At 60.9% G+C, this 22,973-nt stretch carries 21 protein-coding genes and 1 tRNA gene; 2 read left to right on the forward strand and 20 right to left on the reverse strand.

The window, feature by feature from the left end:
• The first annotated feature begins 135 nt into the window (after positions 1 to 135).
• Positions 136 to 212 (forward strand) — tRNA-Arg (locus GXB78_RS02405).
• A gap of 68 nt (positions 213 to 280) precedes the next feature.
• On the opposite strand, the gene GXB78_RS02410 is transcribed toward GXB78_RS02405, so the two are convergent.
• The 4 genes from GXB78_RS02410 to GXB78_RS02425 all read right to left on the reverse strand — a co-directional run bounded on the left by GXB78_RS02410 (position 281) and on the right by GXB78_RS02425 (position 1,918).
• Positions 281 to 595, reverse strand: a complete 315-nt coding sequence (locus tag GXB78_RS02410) for a type II toxin-antitoxin system RelE/ParE family toxin (protein ID WP_329513998.1) — start codon at positions 593 to 595, stop codon at positions 281 to 283.
• Positions 592 to 969 carry a type II toxin-antitoxin system Phd/YefM family antitoxin gene (locus GXB78_RS02415; protein WP_329513999.1) on the reverse strand — a complete coding sequence of 126 codons (378 nt, stop codon included), beginning with the start codon at positions 967 to 969 and terminating at the stop codon, positions 592 to 594. The genes GXB78_RS02410 and GXB78_RS02415 overlap by 4 nt, the downstream gene beginning before the upstream one ends.
• 75 nt (positions 970 to 1,044) lie before the next feature.
• A complete protein-coding gene (locus tag GXB78_RS02420) occupies positions 1,045 to 1,311 on the reverse strand; it encodes a hypothetical protein (protein WP_329514000.1) in 267 nt (88 codons plus the stop codon).
• A 46-nt stretch (positions 1,312 to 1,357) separates the two neighbouring features.
• Positions 1,358 to 1,918 (reverse strand): YbhB/YbcL family Raf kinase inhibitor-like protein, encoded by a 561-nt coding sequence (locus GXB78_RS02425; protein ID WP_329514001.1) that lies wholly within the window; start codon positions 1,916 to 1,918, stop codon positions 1,358 to 1,360.
• A 139-nt stretch (positions 1,919 to 2,057) separates the two neighbouring features.
• Here GXB78_RS02425 and GXB78_RS02430 point away from each other — a divergent pair, with 139 nt between their 5' ends.
• Positions 2,058 to 3,581, forward strand: a complete 1,524-nt coding sequence (locus tag GXB78_RS02430; protein ID WP_329514002.1) for an FAD-dependent oxidoreductase — start codon at positions 2,058 to 2,060, stop codon at positions 3,579 to 3,581.
• A gap of 108 nt (positions 3,582 to 3,689) precedes the next feature.
• Here GXB78_RS02430 and pgaD read toward each other — a convergent pair whose 3' ends face one another.
• The 16 genes from pgaD to GXB78_RS02510 all read right to left on the reverse strand — a co-directional run bounded on the left by pgaD (position 3,690) and on the right by GXB78_RS02510 (position 22,970).
• A complete protein-coding gene (gene pgaD / locus GXB78_RS02435) occupies positions 3,690 to 4,220 on the reverse strand; it encodes a poly-beta-1,6-N-acetyl-D-glucosamine biosynthesis protein PgaD (RefSeq protein ID WP_329514003.1) in 531 nt (176 codons plus the stop codon).
• Complete coding sequence (gene pgaC / locus GXB78_RS02440; protein ID WP_329514004.1) at positions 4,217 to 5,572, reverse strand: poly-beta-1,6-N-acetyl-D-glucosamine synthase; 1,356 nt, start codon at positions 5,570 to 5,572, stop codon at positions 4,217 to 4,219. The genes pgaD and pgaC overlap by 4 nt, the downstream gene beginning before the upstream one ends.
• Position 5,573: 1 nt before the next feature.
• On the reverse strand, positions 5,574 to 7,571 hold the full coding sequence (pgaB, locus tag GXB78_RS02445; RefSeq protein ID WP_329514005.1) for a poly-beta-1,6-N-acetyl-D-glucosamine N-deacetylase PgaB: 1,998 nt from the start codon (positions 7,569 to 7,571) through the stop codon (positions 5,574 to 5,576).
• A gap of 12 nt (positions 7,572 to 7,583) precedes the next feature.
• Positions 7,584 to 10,064, reverse strand: coding sequence for a poly-beta-1,6 N-acetyl-D-glucosamine export porin PgaA (pgaA, locus tag GXB78_RS02450; protein WP_329514006.1), 2,481 nt, complete (start codon positions 10,062 to 10,064; stop codon positions 7,584 to 7,586).
• Between the two features lie 236 nt (positions 10,065 to 10,300).
• Positions 10,301 to 11,806 (reverse strand): YdgA family protein, encoded by a 1,506-nt coding sequence (locus GXB78_RS02455; protein WP_329514007.1) that lies wholly within the window; start codon positions 11,804 to 11,806, stop codon positions 10,301 to 10,303.
• 290 nt (positions 11,807 to 12,096) lie between these two features.
• The gene (locus tag GXB78_RS02460) at positions 12,097 to 12,732 is read right to left on the reverse strand and encodes a hypothetical protein (protein ID WP_039756312.1); all 636 of its coding nucleotides are present in this window, start codon (positions 12,730 to 12,732) and stop codon (positions 12,097 to 12,099) included.
• A gap of 93 nt (positions 12,733 to 12,825) precedes the next feature.
• Complete coding sequence (locus GXB78_RS02465) at positions 12,826 to 14,268, reverse strand: TolC family protein (RefSeq protein WP_329514008.1); 1,443 nt, start codon at positions 14,266 to 14,268, stop codon at positions 12,826 to 12,828.
• Positions 14,265 to 15,152: an efflux RND transporter periplasmic adaptor subunit gene (locus tag GXB78_RS02470; RefSeq protein WP_456239206.1), complete on the reverse strand. Its 888-nt coding sequence runs from the start codon at positions 15,150 to 15,152 to the stop codon at positions 14,265 to 14,267. Before GXB78_RS02470 ends, GXB78_RS02465 begins: the two co-directional genes overlap by 4 nt.
• Entirely contained in the window at positions 15,149 to 15,358 is a 210-nt protein-coding gene (locus GXB78_RS02475) for a DUF1656 domain-containing protein (protein ID WP_016772264.1), read from the reverse strand. Before GXB78_RS02475 ends, GXB78_RS02470 begins: the two co-directional genes overlap by 4 nt.
• A complete protein-coding gene (locus tag GXB78_RS02480) occupies positions 15,355 to 17,418 on the reverse strand; it encodes an FUSC family protein (protein ID WP_329514009.1) in 2,064 nt (687 codons plus the stop codon). The genes GXB78_RS02475 and GXB78_RS02480 overlap by 4 nt, the downstream gene beginning before the upstream one ends.
• The gene (locus GXB78_RS02485) at positions 17,415 to 17,843 is read right to left on the reverse strand and encodes a MarR family winged helix-turn-helix transcriptional regulator (RefSeq protein ID WP_016772266.1); all 429 of its coding nucleotides are present in this window, start codon (positions 17,841 to 17,843) and stop codon (positions 17,415 to 17,417) included. Before GXB78_RS02485 ends, GXB78_RS02480 begins: the two co-directional genes overlap by 4 nt.
• Positions 17,844 to 18,032: 189 nt before the next feature.
• A complete protein-coding gene (locus GXB78_RS02490; protein WP_329514010.1) occupies positions 18,033 to 19,502 on the reverse strand; it encodes a Fic family protein in 1,470 nt (489 codons plus the stop codon).
• A 177-nt stretch (positions 19,503 to 19,679) separates the two neighbouring features.
• Complete coding sequence (locus GXB78_RS02495; RefSeq protein WP_329514011.1) at positions 19,680 to 19,925, reverse strand: type II toxin-antitoxin system prevent-host-death family antitoxin; 246 nt, start codon at positions 19,923 to 19,925, stop codon at positions 19,680 to 19,682.
• A gap of 88 nt (positions 19,926 to 20,013) precedes the next feature.
• Complete coding sequence (locus GXB78_RS02500; RefSeq protein WP_329514012.1) at positions 20,014 to 20,259, reverse strand: DUF2789 domain-containing protein; 246 nt, start codon at positions 20,257 to 20,259, stop codon at positions 20,014 to 20,016.
• A 78-nt stretch (positions 20,260 to 20,337) separates the two neighbouring features.
• On the reverse strand, positions 20,338 to 21,906 hold the full coding sequence (locus GXB78_RS02505) for an efflux transporter outer membrane subunit (protein WP_329514013.1): 1,569 nt from the start codon (positions 21,904 to 21,906) through the stop codon (positions 20,338 to 20,340).
• Positions 21,903 to 22,970, reverse strand: coding sequence for an HlyD family secretion protein (locus tag GXB78_RS02510; protein WP_329514014.1), 1,068 nt, complete (start codon positions 22,968 to 22,970; stop codon positions 21,903 to 21,905). Before GXB78_RS02510 ends, GXB78_RS02505 begins: the two co-directional genes overlap by 4 nt.
• Between the last annotated feature and the right edge of the window lie 3 nt (positions 22,971 to 22,973).

Here is a 22,973-nt window from a genome sequence, read left to right on the forward strand (position 1 = left end):
AAGCGCCAAGCGAGGGTTTTGCAGGACGTTACCGCTTTAAGGAATGCAGCGATTTTGCGCCGACACGCACACTGACAAAACCCGCCAAACCCGGCATGGACGCCCCGAGCCGACCTAGGTATGATGTCGCCCGCTGCACCAGTAGCTCAGCTGGATAGAGTACTGCCCTCCGAAGGCAGGGGTCGTGGGTTCGAATCCCGCCTGGTGCACCATGAATCAAACGAGAAAGCCCCGGACTGTGATGGTCCGGGGCTTTTTTGTGGGTAACGATATATGAGACTTACTGAGGCTGATCCGTGGTGGGGGTATCAAATAGCCGCGTTATATCCCGCGCGCCATGTAGTACCCGCTCTATCAGCACATCACTTTTCAATATTGAGTAGAAAATCAGGTATCTGCCGTGAGTGATCATTTTCAGACCTTTGGCGCAATCCTCCCGGGCAATTCCTTGATTTGGCAAACTGGTCAACTGAGCACATCGCATATGTAATTCGGCGACGAAAGAACGAGCACGTCCAGGATTGTCACGAGCGATATAGCGGGCAATCTGCAACAGATCATCTCGGGAAATTTCTGAAAATAATAATCGCCTCATCCGTGATTTTGCTCAGCTTCGATGCCATCTATAAGCGCATCAAGCTCTGCAAATACCGTATCGGCTGCAACAGGTGGACGAGGATCATTTCGACTTGCAGCAATCGCTTCACGCAATTCAGCCGCTCGAAGACGATCTAATAGTTCTTGATATGTCGCATGGGCTAATAAATAGGCAGCCGGACGATTATGGTTGAGAACGGCGATGGGTTCTGTCCCAGCTTGGTCAATCACCGTACTGGGACTGCGTTTCAATTCGGTAATACTCACCGAGCGATTAGCAAGCAGCTGCTCCATAACGACTCCAAAGGTACGTAAAAAAGTACCTAATAGTGCTCTTTTAAGAAGTCTTGGGTCAATCAGCAAATAGTCCACGGCGCGCAGGCGTCAGCTATTCGCGGTCAAGGGTAAACGCATCCATCGCATATGGAGGTAGGATTTCAAAGCACGTCACTCCGTCGTCCAGTCGAACTCATCATATTCATCGTCATCCCCCTCCTCCTCAACCTCGTCAAACTCCTCGTCTTCTTCAACGAGGTCTTCTTCCGGCTGATTCAGCAGAAATTCCTTACGTGTCTCGGTTACTGCACGCCGCATTTGTTCGCCCTTCTCCGGGCAGTTGAGTAGCTGGGCGATGCGGTCGATTTTTGCTGCCACGGTGTCCTCCAGCGCATTGGCAATGGCTCGATAGTGCGCGTTTTCGCGGGGCAATGCCAAATGGCTGGGGGATTGGCGCGGTCAGCCGCTGCTGAGCGGCACAACCTCAGCGGTGATAACGCCGCACGGCGCTGCTGTTGCGCAGCACGTGGCCTTTGATTTTCTCCATCAACTCGGTGCGGGTCAGGCCGGCCGGCAAAGCGTCCGGGGCGAGGTCGAGGGCGTAGATCTGGATGATGTAATGGTGCGCGCTGTCACCCACTGGCGGGCACGGGCCCATGTAATGGGTGTTGCCTTTGCTGTTGGTGCCGCCGACGCCTTCGAGGGCGGATTTGGCGCCGACGCCGGCCGCGATCTGGTGGGTGGTGGGTTTGATCCCATAGTGAATCCAGTGATCGACGCCCAGGCCTTTCTGGCCGTCCGGGTCGTGCATGACGATGGCGTAGCTCTGGGTTCCGGCGGGGCCGGCGTTCCAGCTCAGCGCCGGCGACTGGTTCTTGCCGCCGCAGCCGGGCGCGTCACTGGCGGCTGCCGAGGTGAACAGACGGTTGTCCGATACGCCTGGGATGCTCAGGGTGAAGCGCTCCTGGGCCTGCGCCGGGAACTGCACGCAAAGGGTCACGGCGATGGCCGCCAGCCATGGGTTGAGAGAGGTCAATCGGGTCATTCCGGGAGCACCTTGTGCAGTGAGGCCGTCGTCGGCCCGCAGACTATAGCTGTACCGTTCATGCCTTGGCAGTAGCAAATGGCTGAACCTCGCGCGGCGGCCTCAACTCACAAGAGAAATGCCTGCGAGGAAGCCGAAGATGTCCCTGCACCGTGTCGCCCGTTTCGCCGATGTCCCGCAAGACCGTGGCCTGCAAGTCGAGATAGGCGACTGCAAGATCGTCCTGCTGCGTGCCAACGCAGAGTTGCGGGCGTTTCAAGGCCTGTGCCCGCATGCTGGTGCGCCCTTGGCCGAGGGTGCTTTGTGCCACGGCAGGTTGATTTGCCCTTGGCACAAAGCCGCGTACCGCGCCGAGGACGGTGGCCTGTGCGAGCCGCCGTCGCTGGACAGTCTCAGGCGCTATCCGCTGGAGTTGCGCGGCGAGGAGATCTGGGTCGATGACCAGCCCCTGCCCGATCCGCACACCCCGCCGGCCGACGATCCAAGAACCTTCGTGGTGGTCGGCGCAGGCGCCGCAGGTACGGCGTGCGCGGCAGCGTTGCGGGAAAAAGGTTTCGGCGGGCGCGTTGTGCTCGTCGACGGCGAATCGGATGCCGGCTACGACCGCACGGTGTTGAGCAAATTTGTGCTCGCCGGGGAGATGTCGCCGAAAGAGGTCCCGCCCCTGCGCGATGAAGCCTTCTATCAAGCGCAACGCATCGAACGCGTACAAAGCGAAGTCAGCGCACTCGACGCTCCAGGCAAAACCCTTCATTTGGATAACGGCGCAATACTGCGTTACGACGCCGCGGTACTCGCCACGGGTGGCGCGCCCAATCCGCTGAAACTGCCCGGCGCTGAGCTGGCCAATGTCTTCGTCCTGCGTTCGAAAGCCCAGGCTGAACAGATCATCAACGCCGCTCAGCCCGGTCAACGTGCGGTGATCATCGGCGACAGCTTCATTGCCCTGGAATGCGCATCGGCGCTGCGCGAGTACGGTCTCGACGTCACCGTGCTCGCGCGTCACGCAATCGCCTTCGCCAAGCAGTTCGGCGAAGCGGTGGGCAAGGCGATTCGCGCACTGCACGAAGAGCACGGGGTGAAGTTCATCAGCGAGCACGAGGCTACCGAGATCTTTGGCGAAGACAAGGTCGAGGGCGTGCTGCTCGACAACGGTCTGCGCCTGGCGGCGGATCTTGTTCTCGCCGGCGTCGGCGTCCACCCGGCTACCGAGGCGTTCGAATCATTGCCGAAAGAGGAGGACCAATCGCTGCGCGTGGATGACGGCATGCGCGTGACTGATGGCTTGTGGGCCATCGGCGATATCGCCACGTTCCCGTTGAGCGGCCAGCCGACCCGCATCGAACACTGGCGCCTGGCCCAGCAACACGCGCGCATCGCCGCCGCCAACATGCTCGGTGGCGAGGAGCACTATCTGGATGTGCCGTTTTTCTGGACCTATCACTTTGGCAAGAACTACGACTATCTCGGCCACGCTGCCGAATGGGACGAGGTCGAGTTCAGCGGCGAGCCGGAAAAGCCGCCATTCATTGGCCTGTTCGCAAAAGGCGGCATCGTTGTCGCGGCGGTAGCCTGCGACAAGCAACGCGCGATGGCGTTGCTGGCCGAGCGGATGAAGCAACCTTTGCGGATGAAAGAAGCCTGGACGCTGATTCAGGCCTGACACCGATCCTGCAGGAGCTGACGAGTGCAACGAGGCTGCGATCTCTTGATCTTGTTTTACATAAGCAAAATCAAAAGATCGCAGCCTTCGGCAGCTCTACAGTGGAGTTCACGTGAGGCGCTTCACCGGCTCGCGATTGTCATCTTCTTCGGCATGCAGAAAGATCACCCGTGGATGCTCCAGGGGTGCCAGCGGCGCGGGTAGAGCCTGCTGCTGCACCGGCCAGAAATGCGTTTCCACGTGGCTGATATCGCCGTCCTGATCGTTGTGAATGGTCATCACCCCGGGCGTGCGCAGTTTCTGGAAACGCTCATCGCAGAGTTTGAAGCTCTTGCTCAGCCCTTCATCGCCGATTACCGGCGAGGGTAAACGGCGCTGAGCGAAGCTGCGGCTTTTGCGTTGCTGGTAACGCGCCCAACCGATCAGGATCACGGCGTTGACCAGCGCCACCCACAGATAAACCTGCAAAGTGCCCAAGGCGTCGAACGCCGAATGATCGATGCGCGGGCCGCCGCTGGTTTCGATCAATGGCCATAACCCGCGTACCAGCAGGAACAGCAGGCCAACCCATGCCAGGACGGTGAGGATGACGTCGATCACCACCAGAATGGGCCGCTGGCGGGTGCGGATAATTTTCATTTGATGACTTCCTCCTGGTCGTCGCCCAGCGGTTTGATACCCCGATCAGGACTGACCCAGCGCGCGCGTTTTTTGTGTTGGCTGAACAACACCTTGGGGAAACTGACCAGGGTGGTCAGCAGACTGACGAGCCAGAACACCAACGGATACCAGACCACCCAGAACATGGTCTTGCCCAGACCCGGCTCATAGCGGCGATCGATGACGATGCTGACCGCGAACTGCACCAGGCAGACCACTGCCAGCAACAGACCGGTGAAGGCCGGCGGCATCAAGTGATCCACGGCGATCGCGTCCGGCATGACCATGAACTTGCCCATGCCCCAGAAAATCACCGACAGCAGGAAGGTGAACGCCCAACCGGTGGACAGGCAGTATTCGAACAACAGCGGCCACAGGTAGCGATGGCGGTACTGCCAGATGCCGCGAATGTTCTTGAACAGCACTTCGGCGCCGCCCTGAGCCCAGCGCAGACGCTGCTTCCACAGACCACCGATGGTTTCCGGCATGAGGATCCAGCACAGCGCGCGCGGTTCGTAGAAGATGCTCCAGTGATCGAGTTGCAGCTTCCAGCTGATGTCGATGTCTTCGGTGATCATGTCCGGACTCCAGTAACCCACCCGGTTCAGCGCGGTGCGGCGGAACGCGACGATCACACCGGAGACGGTGAAGATGCGTCCGAACACCCGTTGCGTGCGTTTGATCAAGCCGATGATCGAAGAGAACTCGCCAACCTGCACCCGCCCGATCAAGGTCGAACGCGTACGGATACGCGGGTTGCCAGTCACCGCGCCGAGACGTGCGTTATCCAGCATCGGCGCGACCAGATAAGCTGCCGTATTCGGCGCAAGCAAGGCGTCACCATCGATGCACACCAGATACTCACTGCGCGCAGCGATAGCGCCCATGCGCAGGGCCACCGCCTTGCCCTGGTTTTCCGCCAGATGCAGAACCCGCAGTCGCGGATCTTCCTTGGCCAGCGCATCGAGGACCGCGGCGGTGTTGTCCTTGGAGCCGTCGTTGATCGCGATGACTTCGATGTTCGGGTAATGCTGCGCCAGCGCCGCGTGGATAGTGTCGGCAGCGTTGTCGCCTTCGTTGTAGCAAGGGATCAGGATCGAAATCAGTGGCTCGCCTTCCAGCGGTGGCGGCAGGGTGTCGTCCTGCCACGGCCAGTGGCGCTCCCAGTGCAGCCAGAAATACAGGCCGCCGGCGATCCACAACCCGGACATGAACAGCGGGTAGAAGAACACGAACGACATCAGGAACTGGCCGGTCACCAGGAAAATCAGCCCCAGCGGAACGCCAAGAACGATCGCCAGAACAAGCAGGGCTAACAGTCTATCCAGCATGTTATGGATTCCATTTGTTGGAGAGTGCAGGCCTTACGGTTTTCAGGTCCGGCAAGTTGTCGAGGAAGTTGTCCGGGTAGTAACCGAAACTGGTCGCGCCCTGGCGCTTGAGCCGGCCCATCCAGTCCGCCAGTTGTGCGGCATCGATGTCGGCCTGATCCTTCTGGTTCCAGTCCCGCGCCTGCAATTCGAACACCGTGCGATTCAGCGCACCGGGGCGTTTCTTCACCGTGGCAACCAGTTCTTCCAGCCACGGCCCGGACTCGGCCACCGTCTGTTTTTCCATCAGCGGCATGGCCATCGGCGCCGTCCAGTCGTAGGTGGCGAGGAAGTCGTCGAGATTCTGTGCGAACCACGCTTCGCTCTCGGGATTGAGCATCGGCTCGGCGAAGATATTGCGCGCGGTCAGCACCTGCGGGCCGCGAATTACGCGGACCCTGGCAGTGAGTTCGTTGGTGAAGTCGATCAGGTAGCGGCTCTTGAAGCGGGTCCAGCGTTGCATCGCCGCCGGGTCGTCGCGCAGCGCGGCAATCGAGCCGGGCAATCCTTGTGCGGCGTAGGCCTTCAACGCTTCTGGAGTCGCATCTTCGAAATCCGACAGCACCGCATCGTCATGGTAAAGAACGCCATCGACCGAGGTCAGGCGCGCCAGATCTTCGTAGATTTCACCGATGATCTTGCGCACTTCAGGGTTGAACGGCGACAGGCGCTTGTACTGTTTGGGATCGACCGAGGTGGTCCCGGTTTTCGGGTCCCAACGGGTCACACGCGGCAGTCTAGAGTCCAGCTCGAAACTCAGCACCGGCATCCACGCATAGACCTTCACGTGAGCGCGGGTGCGCAGTTGCCAGGCGACGCGGTCGAACAGGTCGGCGCGCACCGGCAAGTGGCGGTTGGGGAAGTACAGCGAGTGCACCAGGCCATCGCCCTTGGGATCGGCGAAGGCCTGCAGGAACACCGTGCTGGCGCCCAGGTCAGCCATGCGCTGCACCAGTTTGCCGAGGTTGATGTCCTGTTGCGCCGGGTCCGGGTCGTAGACGTTATCCAGATCGACGTGCACCACGCGCATCGGCGCTTCGGCCTGCACCGAGACGATGCTGTTGGCGAAATGTTCGCCATCAGGGTCGGAGGCTACGAGGAAGCGCGGCCCGCTCATCAGGTTATCGAGCGTGTCGAGACCGTCGTCCAGCGTCAGGGCCATTTCGTAGCCCTCTTCATCCACCACGCTCAGCGACGTGCCGTCAGCAGCGCCGTACGGCCAGACCCAGACCCGCGGTTTGTAGCCGGTGACTTTGCGGATCTTCTCGGAAATGTTTTTCACGTCGGTACGAATGCGTGCCTGAAAATCGGCTTCGGATTCGTAGCGCTTGGTCACCGGATCATAACGCCGGGTCGCCGCCGCCGGTTGCAGGTTGCCCTGCGGGTTGGCGAGGATGCCTTTGTGGCTGGCGTCAGTGTGGGCGGCGATTTCCACCAGCCCGGACCTGGAGATTTCGCGTATCTGCTCCCAGGTCAGGAAGTCCGAACGCTTGCGCGGCGTGCCGGCGAAGTCCACCGGCTGGTTCAGCGGTGTGTCGATCCAGATGCCGACCGGAGCCAGCAAGGCGTGCCAGTTGTAGGCACGCAACACTGGCAGCACGCGGGTATAGAAGCTGGCATAACCGTCGTCGAAGCTGAGTAGCACCGCTTTCGCCGGCAGCTCCGGCCCACCCTTGCGTGCGGCCATGATCTGGTCGACGGTCACCGGTTTGTAGCCGTTTTCACGCAGCCAGGCGAGTTGCTCGATCATGCGTTCGGTGCGCACTGCCACCACGGCCTGATCGGGATCACGGTCTTCAACGTCGTGATAGGCGATGCCGAGCACATGGTTTTTTGGCCACGGTTGTTCACTGGCCGCGACCGGGCGCTCGGAGGGCGGCGCGAAGGCCGGGGCTTGCTGGGCGCAGGCGCTGACCAGCAGCGCTCCCAGCAGAAGGATGAAACGCGAGATAAAAGGCATCTTCAAACTCTTCTAGAAGCGGAAAGTGAGGTCGACGAGCAGACGCAGATCAGTTTCCCGATCACCGTCGTAAGGCCGGTTGATCACACTGAACATGCCGCCCACATCGAACACGTCGTTCCAGGCGTAGCGTTGGCCATAACCGAGCAACGCCATGCCGCCGGTGCCGTGGTCGCGCTGGCTGTAGGTGCCGGCGCCGGCCTGGAATTGCTGGCTCCAGTAAGTCTCGTAGCGGTGGTAAAGCACGTGGTTGACGTTGACCAGCGGCATCACGCTGAAGTCCGACTTGGGGTTGAAGTACGGCACGTCGTCGGATTTCGAGTTGTGGCTGGTGCCGACTTCCAGACCAGCGTCGACCTGGATGTTCGGCGCGCTGTAGATACCTTCACGTCCGGTCACCAACGCTTCGACACGGTTGTTGCCATCGCTGAAGTGCGACGGGCTGACCGAGACGCGCCACTCGCGGCTTTCGTTGGCGCGCCAGCGCAGGAATGCGCTGCCGCCATTGGCCTTGATGTCGCTGTTGAGTGCACGCAGCGGCGTTTCCGCCGAGAGGTATTCGAGGCTGCCGCCGTACTGCCAGTGATCGTTGATGTCGCGGGCGATCGCCAGACGCGCGCCCTGTTTGTCACCGAAGCCGTAATCGTGATTCGAGACTTCTGCTTCGAGGGTCATGTCACGGGTGCGCCGCTCCAGGCCGACGCGCTGGAAGCGATGGTGGCCGGTGCCCTCGGCGAAATCACCGGTGGCATAACCGGCGCCGGCGAACACGCGCCAGTCTTCGTTGATCGGCGGGCTGTACAGCGTGCTCTGGATACCGAAATCACGGCTGCCGCTGACCGCACCGGCATCGCCGCTGCCGCCACCGTTGGCCTTGCCGCCGTAGGCTTCGACGCGCAGTTCGGCCATGTCATGCACTTCGCGCTCGCGGGCCAGACGCTGCACCTGGCGGTTGTCCGGGTAACGCGCGACCACGTCGTCGACCAGCGCATCGTTCTGCCGCCACTCCTGCAACTCCATCGCGGTGCGGGCCTGAGCAACCTCCAGGCCCGCATCGCGCGGTGCAGCGCTTTCGGCTTCCTTGAGCTGGCTTTCCGCGCGGCGCGGCATCTGGCGGGCGAGGTAGAGATCGGCCAGGGCCAGACGCAAGCCAAGGTTGCCTGGCGCCTGCTCGATCAGAGTCTGCAAACGTTCTTCGCCGTGAGGCAGATCGGAACTGTAGATACCTGCCTGCGCCGCAAGTTGCTGGGCATCCATCCACTCATCGTTGGGGTTGCCGATCGGCAGACCCTTGAGTTCGACCCGCGGACGCTGGGTTTTCGCCGCGTCTTCGGCGACCTTGCGTGCTTCGTCGGCGCGGTCGCTTTCCAGCAGCGAGTAGTACAGCGCAGTGGTGTCTTCGAGACGATCACCGACATCGGCATCCGGCGCCGACAGCACCTGGCGATACAGGTCGGTGGCGATCTCAGGCTCGCGCTGATCGAGATAAGACGCCGCCACCCAGCGCAGGGCGTAGGTCGGAATCTGCACGCCCTCGGCTTGCAGCTTTTGATATTCGCTGATGACGTCGGCAGTGCGCGCCCGGGCCTTGAGCGCGCCCATACGGTCGATGCGCCAGCGCGTCACGTCGTCATGGGCAGTCGCATCGGGCGTCCAGGTGGCGAGCAATTTGTCGTAATCGGCCAGCGCGCGGTCGGCAATGACGTAGCGTTCTTTTTCGCTGCGGGTGGCCAGTTCGGCGAGGCGCACGCGCTCGGCGGCGAGATCACCTTCCAGGCGGCGCAGGGTTACCGGATCAATCAGACCGGGACGCTGACTGGCCAGGCGCAGCGCCGGCTCAGGCAGACGGGCCTTTTGCAGCGCGACCACGTATTCGCGGGCGACTTCCGGTTTGTTGCCGGCGCGGATAAAGGCCTGATCGAATTCAAAGAGAGCGTCGTACTGTTTGCCGGCGCGGCCGAGGGCGTAGCCCAGGGCGAGGCGGCGTGACGGATCGTCGGGTTTGGCGGCGACCAGCGCCTGGGCGCGGGTGACGGCCTGATCGGGTTTGCCGGAATCAGCCTGGGTCAGCGCGAGACCCAGTTGCAGGTCAGCGTTGTCCGGCTCCAGCGCCAGCGCCTGGTTATACACCTGGATAGCCTGGTCCCAGCGCTTGAGGTTGCGATAGGCACGCGCAGCGGCGGTCAGCGCCTGCACCGGCAGGACGCGGTCGCGACCCTGGGTTTCATAGACCTTGACCACTTCGGCATCGAGCCCGGCCCAACTGGCGATTTGCAGGTGGTCGCTGATCTGGCCATCGCTGGCCTGACCCGGCGGCACCTGGCGCAATACCGTCAGCGCAGGCGTGTAGTGCCCGGCTCGGGCATCGCGCACCATCTCGTCGTACGGTGTGTCAGCCAACGCCAGCAGCGGCCAGAGCAACTGGCTGCACAGGGCGAGTCGGAACAAAGGGCGCAAACCACGATGTAATACAGGACCATCAATACGCGGCATTCGTCAGCATCCTTACATGGCCAGCCGGGTCGCAATGCCCTCCTTGCCCATTCGTAACGGTGGCCGACAGTGACAACCTTCGGCCAAGCTTGGTGAAGCAGTCTGCACGCAAGCGAGAGCGAATTTTCACAGCGCAATAATTGTTCAGAATCGGCCCTTCTATACAAAACCCGTACAGCAAAACGCCCGGCGCCTGTTCACACAGGGGCCGGGCGTTCGGGTGGCGCGCGGTGGATTTATTGCACTTGGGTGACGCCGGCAAACTTGCTCATCAGGAAGCCGATGAACTGCTCGACGGTCATCTTCTGGCCGTTGAATTCGACCTGATTGGCTGCGTAATGCAGCTTGGTCACCACGTTGGTGCCGTCGATGACGGCCAATTGCGAGCCGACCGCCATGCCAGCGAACATGTCCGCCGCTTCCTTGGACTGATCGACGATGGCTTTGGCGTCAGTCTGGCCATCGAGTTGCGCCTGCACGCTGAGCAGATCGACCAGCATCGGCTTGGACACCTGAATGTTCAGGTCGAGCAATGCGATCAGCTGCTTGCCGAGTTGATCCGGTGGCAGGTCCATCGATTGCGGCTTGGTCAGGTCGATCACCAGATTGGCGCGGCTTTCACCGTTGGCGGTGTTGAACGACAGGTTCTCCAGCGCCAGTTGCGGGCCGGCGGCCAGCAGCTTCTGCAGATCGGCTTTGACCTGAACATTTTCCGCTTCGGTCAGATTCAGCTCAGGTGCCGGCAGACCCTGTGCGGCGGCTTCGGCGGCGGCTTTTTCGTACGGCTGCAACTTGGTCTGGTAGATCTGCATCAGCGACATGGTCGACGGGATGTCGAGGTTCTTCAGGCTCATGGCCATGGCTGCCGAACCGACTTTCTTGTCGTTGAGGGTCACTTCGCCGATTTTGTAATCGGCACGGCCCGAGGCGTTGCTGCCGTTTTCTTCGGTGCGGTTCTTCATTTCGAAGTTCTTCACGCCCAGCACCATCGGCTTGGCGCCAAAGGTGGTTTTGCTGCTGGTCACTTCCAGGGTGTTTTCCCCGGTGTAGTAGCCGTAGCTGCTCTTGGCGAGGTTGCTCGCCAGCGTCAAGCCGTTGAGCTCGACCTGCACCGGCGCCTGGTCTTCCGACACGGTGACCAGTTTCAGGTTGTCCATGTAACCGTCGGCCTTGACCTTCTGCGCCTGGGCGCTGGCGGCGATGTCCATGCTCAGCCCGGAGAACTTCAGGCTCGATTGTTCATCCAGCGCGGTTTCGAACGGCACCAGGTTCAGAGTGCTGGTGGTCGATTCGTCGTAGCCGATGTTGGTCACGCCCTTGAGCGGCGCGGCGCCATTGGTAGCGGCGAACCATTTTTCCGTGGACGGGCTCTTTTCCAGTTCGTAGTTGCTGGTGGCCATGACCGGCAGCCACTTCAACGAAACCAGACGCGAGAACGGCAGCGGGCCGTGTTCGATGTGGTCAACGAACAGCAACTCGACCGGCGCATCGCCGAACATCTCGCCTTCGCCCTTGAGGCGATAGTGCGCGGTGCTGGTGAAGGTGTGACGCTCCAGCGACACCAGCTCCAGCGATGCGGTGCCGTTGGAGCCGGCCATGGCGGTCTGCAGCTCTTTGTTGGCGTTGGTCACGGCGTTGTTCAGAACGCCTTCGATTTTGGTCCCGGTGTACCAGGCCCCGCCTGCGCTGATCGCGCCGATGGCAACAACAATTCCGAGGAGCACGCCTGCTGATTTATTCATGAATGACCTGATCGATTTCCGTGGCTGTGGATGAAGTCGTCTTCCTTGAACCCGGGATCGGGTCGCGGCGCGACTGTGCGCAATAAGCGGTGGAGATTAGCACCGGGCGCGGGGGACGGCCCACTGTTTAGAGGTTTAAGAGTGTCTGTGGGGGGAATGGACAGTCGGCAGGAGCAAAGAGTTTCGGTGTTTTTGCGGGCCTCTTCGCGAGCAGGCTCGCTCCCACAAGGACAGCGCTGCACCTGTGGGAGCGAGCCTGCTCGCGAAGAGGCCGGTGGATTCACAACAGATCAGGAATACTGAACCTCGATTTCATCCAGCTGATGATCAAAGCTCTTCAGCCGCGCGGTCCAGGTATACACCAGCACTTCAAAGTCCCGATCAATCACCGCTCCGCCAGTCGTATCCGCCCGCACATCGCAGAAATCCAGCTGATAGCGTTCGCGGGCCATGGCCGTGGCGACATCTGACAGCTCGCGAGCATTGTTCAGCCAGTGCCAGCCTTCGTCGGCGATCTGCTTGTCGAGTTCCAGGCATTGCTTCTTCAGCGCTTCGAGGCTTTTTTCCAGCGGGGTGCCGGTGAGCTCGCCCATGACTTCGGCGAAGGTTCGCCCGGGCTGCCAGTAGCTGCCCCAGAAGTAGCGGTCGAACACGGTTTCGACCCGGCGCAAGGCGACTTTGGTGTCCCAGATCAACACGAGCATCTTGCCGCGCTCAAGCTGGCGCTTCTTGACCCGCTGCAGCTGAATCGAGGTCCAGGCGACGACGACGATCGCCATCACCGCAATCAGCGCAACGGCGCTATCGAGAAAAACCATTGCCGTATCGATCTGGTGGGCCAGCATGATCCCGTAGAAATACGTGGCCGAGAGCAGCACCAGTGCGACCAGAGCGCACCAGAAGCCGAGAGCGTAAGGGTTTTTCATTATTGGTTTCCCCTGGGCCAGCACGAGCAATGTGCATTGCAGGAGCGCTTGGCATGGGGCGCCCCTCCAACACTTCAAAGCATAGCAACGGCCTCAGGGTTTGCTGGCGTCCGAGGTGTTCGTTCGTCCGCTTTCCCAGCCACCGCCCAGGGCGAGGAACAAATCGATCTGGCTCATTGCGACCTGGGTGTTGGCGGCGGCCAGTTGCGCGGTGACATCGGTGTAGGTGCGGGTCGCTTGCAGGTCGGCGAGAAACGACTCGCGGCCGGCCTGGAAGAAGCGGTGCGTCTGCTCGGCGGCGAGCTTCGCCGACTGCTCGGCTTCGGCCAGCGCATCGCGGCGCTGCAGCAAGGCGCTGTACTGGGCCAGACCGGTCTGGGTCTCGCGGATGGCGTTGAGCACCACACCGTCGAAATGCGCCAGCGCGCCCTGGGTGTTGGCCTCGGCTTCACGGATGCGCGCGCGGGCGCCGTTGGTCGGCACCTTCCAACTCAGCGACGGGCCGAAACCCCAGCGGTTGGTCGATGGGTCACCCAGATCGTCGATGAGACCGACGGTGCCAATCGTCGCGCCGATGCTGATGTCCGGGTACAGCTCACCGGTGGCGATACCGATGCCCGCCGTTGCCGCCGCGAGACGGCGTTCAGCCTGACGAATATCCGGGCGACGCTTGAGCAGCGCAGCACCGTCCCCCACCGGCAGCCGTTGAGCGATCTTCGGCAACTCGGCGCAACTGGCCGTGCCCGCCGGCAATTGCTCGACCGGTTTGGCCAGCAGCATCGACAAACGGAACAGCCCGGCCTTCCGCGCCGCTTCATAACGCGGCAAGTCGGCGCGCAGGGATTTGAATTGGGTCTGCGAACGGGTGACTTGGGTTTCGTCGCCACGCCCGGCGTCACGCAGACGCTGGATCAGCGTGGTGCTCTGCGATTGCAGATCGAGCGAATGCTCGGCGATTTCCCGCTCTTCATTGGCGGCGCAGACCTGGGTGTAAGCACGAACCACGTCCGCCACCAGCGTGATGCGTGCGGTATCGGCAGCGGCCTGGGTCGCGTCGGCATTGGCCTTGGCCGCTTCGATGCCGCGCTGCAGGGTGCCCCACAGGTCGAACTGATACGAAGCGCTGATGCCGATGTCGCCGACGTTATCCACCGGCACTTTCTCCGGCAGCAGGAACGCCTGACCGGATTCCTGCAGACGCTGGGCGCCCATTTTCACGCCGCCACTCCAACCGCCAGCGGCCTCGGCTTCATCCACCTGAGCACGTGCCCGCGACAGGTTCGCCGCCGCTACACGCAAATCGGTGTTGGACGCCATGGCCTGCTGCACCAGTTGATCGAGGCGCGGGTCTTTATAAAGTCGCCACCAGTGCGCCGGTACCGGCGCCGAGACCACCGGTTTGCCAGCGACTGCCAACTCGCCCTGAATATCCTTGCGCTGCACCGCCGCGTCGGCGGGCACCTGATAATCCGGGCCGACCATCTGACAGGCCGAGAGCATCACGCCCAAACCGGCGATCAACCAGGCCCTGCTCATGGCTGCGGCTCCTGCGCCTGATCGTCGATGATCGACACAGTGGCGGTACGCCCGGCGATCATGCGGAAGTCGGCCGGTACATCATCGAAGGCGATGCGCACTGGAATCCGCTGCGCCAGACGCACCCAACTGAACGCCGGGTTGACGTTCGGCAGCAGGTTGCTGCCACTGGTGCGGTCGCGGTCTTCGATGCCGGCGACGATGCTTTCGACATGCCCGCGCAACCGTGCGCGGTCGCCGATCACGCGGATATCCACCGACTGCCCGACGTGAATGCCGTCGAGTTTGGTTTCTTCAAAATAGCCGTCGATGTGGAAGGAATTGCTGTCGACCACCGACAACACCGGGCGCCCGGCGGTGACGAACTCCTGCGGACGCGGCGCGCGGTCGTTGACGTAACCGTCGACCGGGCTGCGGATCACCGAGCGATCGAGGTTGAGCTGCGCACTGTCGACCGCCACCAACGCTTCGGCCAGCGCCGATTGCGCACGGGCCACCCGCGACTGGCTTTCTTCCAGTTGCTCGGCCGGCACCAGGTTGCCGAGGCCACGATTACGCTTGGCTTCACGCTGGGCCTGGGCGAGGGTTTCTTCGCGATCGGCGACGGCGGCCTTGGCTTGGCGCAGGGCCAGTTTGAAGCGGTCCTGGTCGATGCTGAACAGCACCTGGCCACGCTTGATCAACTGGTTGTCCTTCACTTCGACCTGCTGGATCAACCCGGATACGTCCGGGGCGATCTGGATGATGTCGGCGCGAATGTGGCCGTCGCGGGTCCACGGCGCGAACATGTAATACATCACCATGCGCCAGACGAGGACCACGGCGAAAGTCACGATCAGCAGGGTCAGGACCACGCGACCGATAGTCAGAAACGGTTTTTTCATGTCATCAGGTATCGACTGAGTGAGTCCACGCCGTACAGCAGCACGGCGTAGAGCGCCACGTTGAACAATGCCCGGTGCCAGACCAGACGGTAAAAGTGCAGGCGTTGCAGCACGCCATGCACCAACAAAAACAGCACATAAGTGATGCCCATCAGCACCAGCAGGGTCGGCAGGAAGATGCCGCTGATATCCAGATCACCGATCATAGGGGCGCTCCATCGGGCAGCGGTTCTTCGGGCTCGGCGCTGGAGACGAATTCGACGCCGGGCAGCAAGGCCAGACGCAGACCGCTCAAGGCGTGCAACAGATGCAGACGGGTTTCATCGTCGCCCTGGCCGTTCAGCGCACGGCGCGTGCGATCCAGAGTCATCAGCAGACCGCTCGGCGCCGGCAGGCGTTCGTCGGCTTTAAGGCAGGCCCGAAAATACTCACCAACTTCGCCCACCACCTGTCGCAACAAGACGTTGGGCACGCCAGTGACGCGGGGGGTGTAAGCAAGCAAGTCGAGCATGTTCAAACCCACGCGCACTTCGCGCATGGCAATGCCGGTGTCCTGACCGGTCAGGGCCAGCCGCGGCAGGTGTTGCATCAGCCGATCGAGCAATTGCACGCCCAACTGCCGATGCTCGGCGAGACTCGCCGGCTCGGTCATGCTGACGATGTCTTTCCAGCTGAACCGGGTCAGGCGCTTGGCCGCCAGCTCGGCACCGAACGGTCGCGCCACCAGCGTCCAGATAAATGCGAACAACAGACCCAGCGGCCCGGCGAGGTTGGAGTTGGCGAAGGCGAAAAAGTCCGCGTCGTAGGCACCCTGAATACTGATGAACGAGGAAGTGTTGACCAGCGTCAGCAGCATGCCGAGGTAGAAACGCGGTTGCACCGTCAGCGTGCCGATGCAAATGAACGGCACGGCAAATGCCAGCACCAGCATCGGGAAATCGTGCAGGTTGGGCAGAATCAGAAACAGATAAAGGCTGGCGAACAGTACCGACATCCCGGTCCAGAAAAAGAACCGGTAAATCTGCGGCGCCGGGTCGTCCATCGAGGCGAAGAAGCTGCACGCCACCGCCGCCAGGATCACCGCACTGCCGCCATCCGGCCAGCCGAGCAGAATCCACAACACCGAAGCGACGATGATCGCCAGAATGGTCGAGGCCACCGAGTACAGCATCAACCCGCGATCGATGAACGGCGTCAACCGGCCGAGGCGCCAGTGCCGGTACACCGCGCGCCAGCTGTCTTGGCGCTCGCAGAGAATCGCGTCCTGCAGACTGCGGCAGTCCTGCCACAGATCGATGAATTCACCGAGGCGGTAGATCGCGTTGGAGAACAGCAACTGTTTGCGCTCCTCCAGCGCTTCGGCGCTGGGTTGCAGTGCGTCGAGTTGATCTCTCAGTGCTTGCCAGCGCTCGAGGTTGGCGTCTGCGTGGTCGAGCCATTCACGGGTCGCGGTCAGCAGCGGCTGAAATTTTTCCACCAGTTCCGGCGTGCGGCGTTCGAGTGCATACAACGAATCCTCGAGCGCATCGATCACCGGCAACAGATGGATCATGCGCCCGCGCAATTCCTTGGTATTGCGCACGGTTTGCGGGCGCGCGCCTTCGTGGGGCAACTGGCCGATCATCAATTCAAGGCTGTTGAAATTGGCGACCATGGCCATGCGCAGGACGGTGACTTCCTCCGGCTGCACATCGCGGCTGAGAAACTTCAGGCTGTAGCTCGTCGCATCGGCGAACCACTTGCTCACCGCATCGTTGAACACCGGCGCCAGCCGTCGCGGCCAGAACATCGCGCCGACCACCGCAGCAACGGCGATGCCAAGGAAAATCTCTTCGGTACGCGCCTCGGCCACATCCCACACCGCCAGCGGATTATCGACCACCGGCAGGGCAATCAGCGGCAAGGTGTAACCGGCCAGCATCAGTGCGTAGCTGTTGGCCGTGCGCAGATGCAGGGACATGAACAGCAGAATGCCGGTCCACAGCGCGATGACCACCACCAGCACATAGGGGCTCTGCACGAACATCGGCACAAACAGCACCGCTGCCGCCGCGCCGAGAAAAGTACCCGCCGCGCGGTACAGCGCCTTGGAACTGGTCGGGCCGAGAAACGGGCTGGAGACGATGTAAACCGTAGCCATCGCCCAATACGGACGCGGCATTTGCATGAGCAAGGCGATGTACAGCGCAATCATCGACGCCGCAAAAGTACGCACCCCGTAAAACCAGTCACGGGCCGGCGGCATGCCAGTGAAAAAACCGTTCAAGAATTGACCACCACAGGCGAGCTCGCCGCCTCAAAAGCCCTGAGTACCCGAAGCGTAGCTTCCAGATCGCTGCGTTCGATGCCTTCCAGCACCTCATGCCGCAATCGCACCAGCTCGGCCTCCACCGCCTGCACCAGTTCGCGACCGGTGTCGGTCAGGCTAAGACACTTGGCGCGACGATCCTGGGCATCTTCGGTGCGGCAGACGTAACCGGCATGGCACAGCTGATCGAGCAAGCGCACCAGCGACGGACTCTCCATCCCCGCAGCCTGGGCGACTTGCACCTGGCGCACGCCCTCGCCCAAGCGGCCGATCATCAACAAGGGCACGGCGCAGGCTTCGGAAATTCCATAGTTGACCAGCGTGGTCTGGCAGATCTTCCGCCAATGCCGGGCGGCCACCACCATGGCGCTGCTGATGTTCATCTGGAGACTGTCGAGGGAATCGGACACGGGATAACGGACACTGTTAGTTTGCTAACTATCAATATCGCATTGGAGGGGAATTTCAGTCAAGTTTTGAAACAAATCTTTGAAATACTCGCGGCGAATACCCTGATCAAGCGCCTGCCACAACATCCGGCATGGCCCAAGCGCTTGGTCAAAGCAGAATAGTCAGCCACCATAGCCTGAGGACATTTCCTCGATGTAGTCGAACACCTCCTCCGGCACGCTGTACTGAAATTGCTTGCGGCGATGCTTTGAAACCTTGTCAGCGTTGTCCAGGCACATCATTACCAACTTCGAAAGATCGCTTCCCCGAACATCGAAACGGTCATTCACCGCTTTGATGACGAAATCGTATTTTTCAAGAAACGCGGTCTCCTCGCGTAGCTCCACTTCCAGTGCCCGCAAGGCCATCTGCAAAGTAAATTCTGCGCATTGAGTAGCATCCCAGAATCGGTAGATAGCGTCGTGACCGACGAAATCGAACGTCATCTCATCGGAATCCAGCCAAGTGACATTCCAGAACTCTCTAGCTGGTTTGGAGAACTCCTTCAGCGCTTCCAGATAGCTGGATTCCTCATGCTTCATCGCCACGGAGACGGGTAACAACAAACCGTTTTGCAGAGCACCGGACTGGCAAAGAGTCTGGTGAATCAGAAAGCGTGAGAGCCGACCGTTGCCATCCATGAACGGGTGAAGAAAAACGAATCCAAACGCCACAACCGCAGCTGCTATGAGCGGATCCACCTGCTTCGCCGAGTGATTGGCGAAAGCCATCAAATCCTCCATCAACTCACGACACAATTGCGGAGCTGGCGGCACATAACTGACTCCGGCGGCGCCTCTCAAGCCATTGTGCAAATGATTCTGTTGATGACGGAAGAGCACTGCTTTATCGAAGGGATTCGAGACCGTGCTGTTTTGCAACTCGACCAGATAGTCTTCGCTCAGCTCTGTACGCTCGTGAGCTTGACGCAGAAGTCGAACAAAGCGCCGCGACTTTTCTTCGCTGGGCTCTTCTTTTTCTATAGCGAAGGAATCGCGAGTCTCATGCAGGTAGGCCCAATTGATTGCCCGATCCATCATCTCCGGCGGCAACGTCGCCATGAAAACCTGGGCTCGTCCAATGATGTCCCGATCGATCAGCTCCTGTAGCTTCACCGTTCGCTCAACGGTGGCGCAGTAATGCAATGACCCCAATCCATTGAAATCGACTCGCCAGCGACTATTCCGAACAGCTGGTCCGGTCACGTAGCGCTTGGGATCGAACAAGGCGACGACGCTACCTCGAACCGGAACGGAGTAATCCAACTGTTTGCCAGTGAAGTTTTCCCATAGAAAACAGGCTTTACGGATGTATACCCCGTTCGGGGATCTGCCAAGCTCACTTAACAGATCGCTCGCTTCAACAGATTCCAAGGCCTGGGCAAGAATGCACAGGTTTATTCCTTCATGTTTTAGCGCAAACAGAATGTGCTCGAGCGTTGATCCCTGTGCAGGCGCGACGGCGGCTGGAACAGCAAGACAATCACCGATCAAGGTAATTCGGGTGACCGGTTTGATCATCGCAACGCGCTTGGGAGCAAACGCCTTGAGCTTTAAAGCGTCCCGCAGGTTGGCATATCCAACAGTTGGCATCGTCATCTTCCACAGAAAAAATCTACTGCGACGATTAAAGCTCAGTTTTTTTTACAGTAGGCATGTTTTTTTTACATTTCGGCCTTTTCCTACAATTTTTTTTACACGGCAAGTCTCTTCGAGTATTGCTCGGGCGACCAATGACGCAGTTTGTTTCCAGACGACAGAAACTCAAGCTTATAAGTCATGCAGATTTACCGGCATGGGTGTTTCGTGATCTCGATAACGCGCAATCTGCATAAGCTCAAGATCATCAAGCCGCTCGACCAACGCTTCGTAAACGTCGGCAGACACCATATAGCCCATGACCCGGTTGTGATTGAGTATTGCCACAGCACCGGCGTTTGCGCCTCTAAGAACGGCAGAAGGATTTTTCTTCAGTTCGGAAATACTGACAGCCATATCGGCGAAAACTCTTTGCACGGTAAGGACCTCGAATGCGATCGAAATTTCGGTCGATATCGAAGCTTATCAATTGCTGCCGTGACAGAGTCGCAAAGGTTCAGCCTGATCATCCCACCCGCCCCTTCCGCAACATCACATTCAACTGATCCACCACCTCCGCCCAATCCGCATCATCCAGAATCTCCTCGCGCAAGAACTGCGCCTGACTTTTCGTCCAGAAAAACGCGTCGGCCAGATGCAGATCCGGCTTGAGCGGGGAATGGCTGGCGATGAATTGGTCGATGCTGATCGGGTCGTCAGCGAGGCCGAGTTGTTTGAACAGCGCCGGTAGGCTGTGCTGCGGATTTTCCATGATGCAACTCCTCTGCAATTCAGATCCGGCGTTGCGCCGTTTGCTGCCGTGGAGTTGATCATAGCTGTCGCGGTGGGTTCAGGGTTTGGCGACGTCCGGCGAGCCTGCGGCCAGTTGCGCTGCCGGATAGACCGACTGCCATCCGCCGCCGAGCGCCTTGTACAAGCCGACCATTGCGAGGGAAACGCCGGTTGAGCTTTCTACCCATTGCTCCTGCGTGGCGAGCAAGGCGCTCTGCACGGTGAGGACGTTGACGAAATCGACTACGCCCTCGACGTATTGCTGTTGCGCGGTGCGCAGGGCGATCTGGTTCTGGCGCACGGCTTCGGCGAGGCTGTCGCGCCGGCGCTGGCTGGCGTTGTACGCGGTCAGTTGATCGTCGATTTCATGCCAGGCGCGCAACACGGTCTGTTGGTAGGCGATAGCCGCTTCCTGTTGTTGGGCTTCGCGCAGCTGCAGCATGCCGCGCAGACGTCCGCCGTCGAACAGCGGCAAGCTGAATTGCGGGCCGATGGCAAAGGCGCGCGAGCCCCATGAACCGAAATCGCTGAGTTGCATCGCTTGCGAACCGAGGTTGCCCGATAGGGTGATGCGCGGATAGAAATCGCCCTTGGCCACGCCGATATTGGCAGTGGCGGCGTGCAGACGCGCTTCGGCCTGGCGGATATCCGGGCGGCGCTCGGCCAGTTCCGACGGCAGGCCAATCGCGACTTGCAGTGGCGACTGCGGCACTGCCGCGTCTATCGACAACTCACGAGCGAGGGCTTGCGGTGGTTCGCCCATCAGCAGACTGATCGCGTTGATCAGTTGCGCCTGACGCTGCTCGAGCGCTGGCAGCCGTGCTTCGATGGCGGCGACTTGCGCGGCGGCTTCGGCGACGTCGAGATCGGTGGCCACGCCATCGGCCAGCCGCAGTTGCGAAAGCTTCAGGCTGTGCCGGGCGACGTCGAGGTTCTGCTCGGTGACGGCGCGAGTATTCTGCACCCCGCGCAGCTGAATGTAGTTTTGCGCGGTGTCGGCCAGTACGGTGAGCAGCACACCGCGACGATCGTTTTCCGCCACCTCCAGGTTGGCATCCGCGGCCTCGGTTTCACGACGCACGCGGCCCCAGAAATCCAGCTCCCATGAAGCCGAGAAACCGGCGTCCCACAGGTTGAAGGCCGAATCACCGTTATTCCCCGATGGATCGTTCAGACCCTTGCCGCTGTTGCGTTTGCGTGCGTAGCTGCCGGTGGCGGTGCTGTTCGGATAACGTTCGGCGGTGATTACCTGGCGTGCGGCGCGGCTTTGTTGCAGTCGGCTGCTGGCCAGCTTGAGGTCGAGGTTGCTGTTGAGCGCGCGCTGGGTCAGCGCGGAAAGCTGCGGGTCCTGAAAGGTTTCCCACCAGCGTTCGTTCAAGGGTTCGCTGACGGCCTGGCTCGGGGCGGACTGGGCGGGTTTGGCCCAGTCGGCAGGCTGCCTGGTTTCGGGTTTCTGGAAGTCCGGGCCGACGGTGCAGGCGGTGAGACTGATTGTGAGCAAGGCACTGAAGGTTAGCTGCTGCCACTGGCGTTTTCGCGAGCAGGCTCGCTCCCACAGGGAGAACGCATTACACGATGTGGGAGCGAGCCTGCTCGCGAAGGCGACAGCCGATTCAACACCGATCATCGCTGCGTCACCTCGCGCTCGGACGCCTTTGAGCTGGCGGTATCGATACTCGCCTCGACCGACATCCCCACCCGCAACCGCTCGGCCAGTGGCTGGCCCGGCTCCAGCACAATCTTCACCGGAATCCGCTGCACAACCTTGGTGAAATTGCCCGTCGCGTTGTCCGGTTTCACCGCTGCGAAGGTCACGCCCGTTGCCGGCGCAATGCTCTCGACGCGGCCGGTCAGGGCTTCGCCGCCCAAGCTGTCGACCCGCACTTGCACATCCTGCCCCGGCTGCACATCGGTCAATTGGGTTTCCTGAAAATTGGCGACCACATACGCCTGCTGCAACGGCACCACCGCCAACAGTTTGCTGCCCGGGGTGACGTAGGCGCCGACACGCACCGCGCGCTCGCCGATCATGCCGTCCTGCGGCGCGGTGATCCGCGTATAGGACAGGTTGAAACTGGCGATCTCCAGCGCCGCCTGCGCGTGTTTCAGAGTGCCTTCGGCGGCGTTGCGCTGGGCGGTGAGAATTTCGACCTGCTTGCGTTCGGCCGCCAGCTTCGCCGTCGCGGTGTCAAGGCGCGCCGAGGCCTGATCGATGCGCGTGCGCGCCTGTTGCGCGTTCTGCACGGTGCCGGCGCCGACACCGGCGAGGTGGTTATAGCGGTTCAGTTCCTGCTGCGCGAAGGCCATTTGCGCTTTGGCCGAGACCACTGCAGCCTGCGCCTGAGCAATCAGCGAAGCCTGCCGCTCAAGGGTCGCGTTGGCGTTCTGCAACTGCGCCCGCGCGACCAGGGTTTGCGCATCCGCCGCTTCCGCTGCGGCGCGCAAATCGCGGTCATCGATCAACGCCAGCAACTGCCCGGCCTTGACCTGCTGGTTGTCTTCGACCAGCACCTGTTTGATGAAGCCGGCCACGCGCGGCACCACTAGCGTGTAGTCGGCGGAGACGAACGCGTCGTTGGTGGTTTGCTCGGTGCGGTTTCCGAACAGTCCTGGCATTGCCAGGTACACCAGCACGCCCACCGCCAATGCGGCAGCCACGGCTACCGCGAGTTTTTGCTTGGATTGAGTCATAAA

The organism is Pseudomonas moraviensis subsp. stanleyae, assembly GCF_036283065.1.
In the GTDB taxonomy this organism is placed as follows: Bacteria; Pseudomonadota; Gammaproteobacteria; order Pseudomonadales; family Pseudomonadaceae; genus Aquipseudomonas; species Aquipseudomonas stanleyae.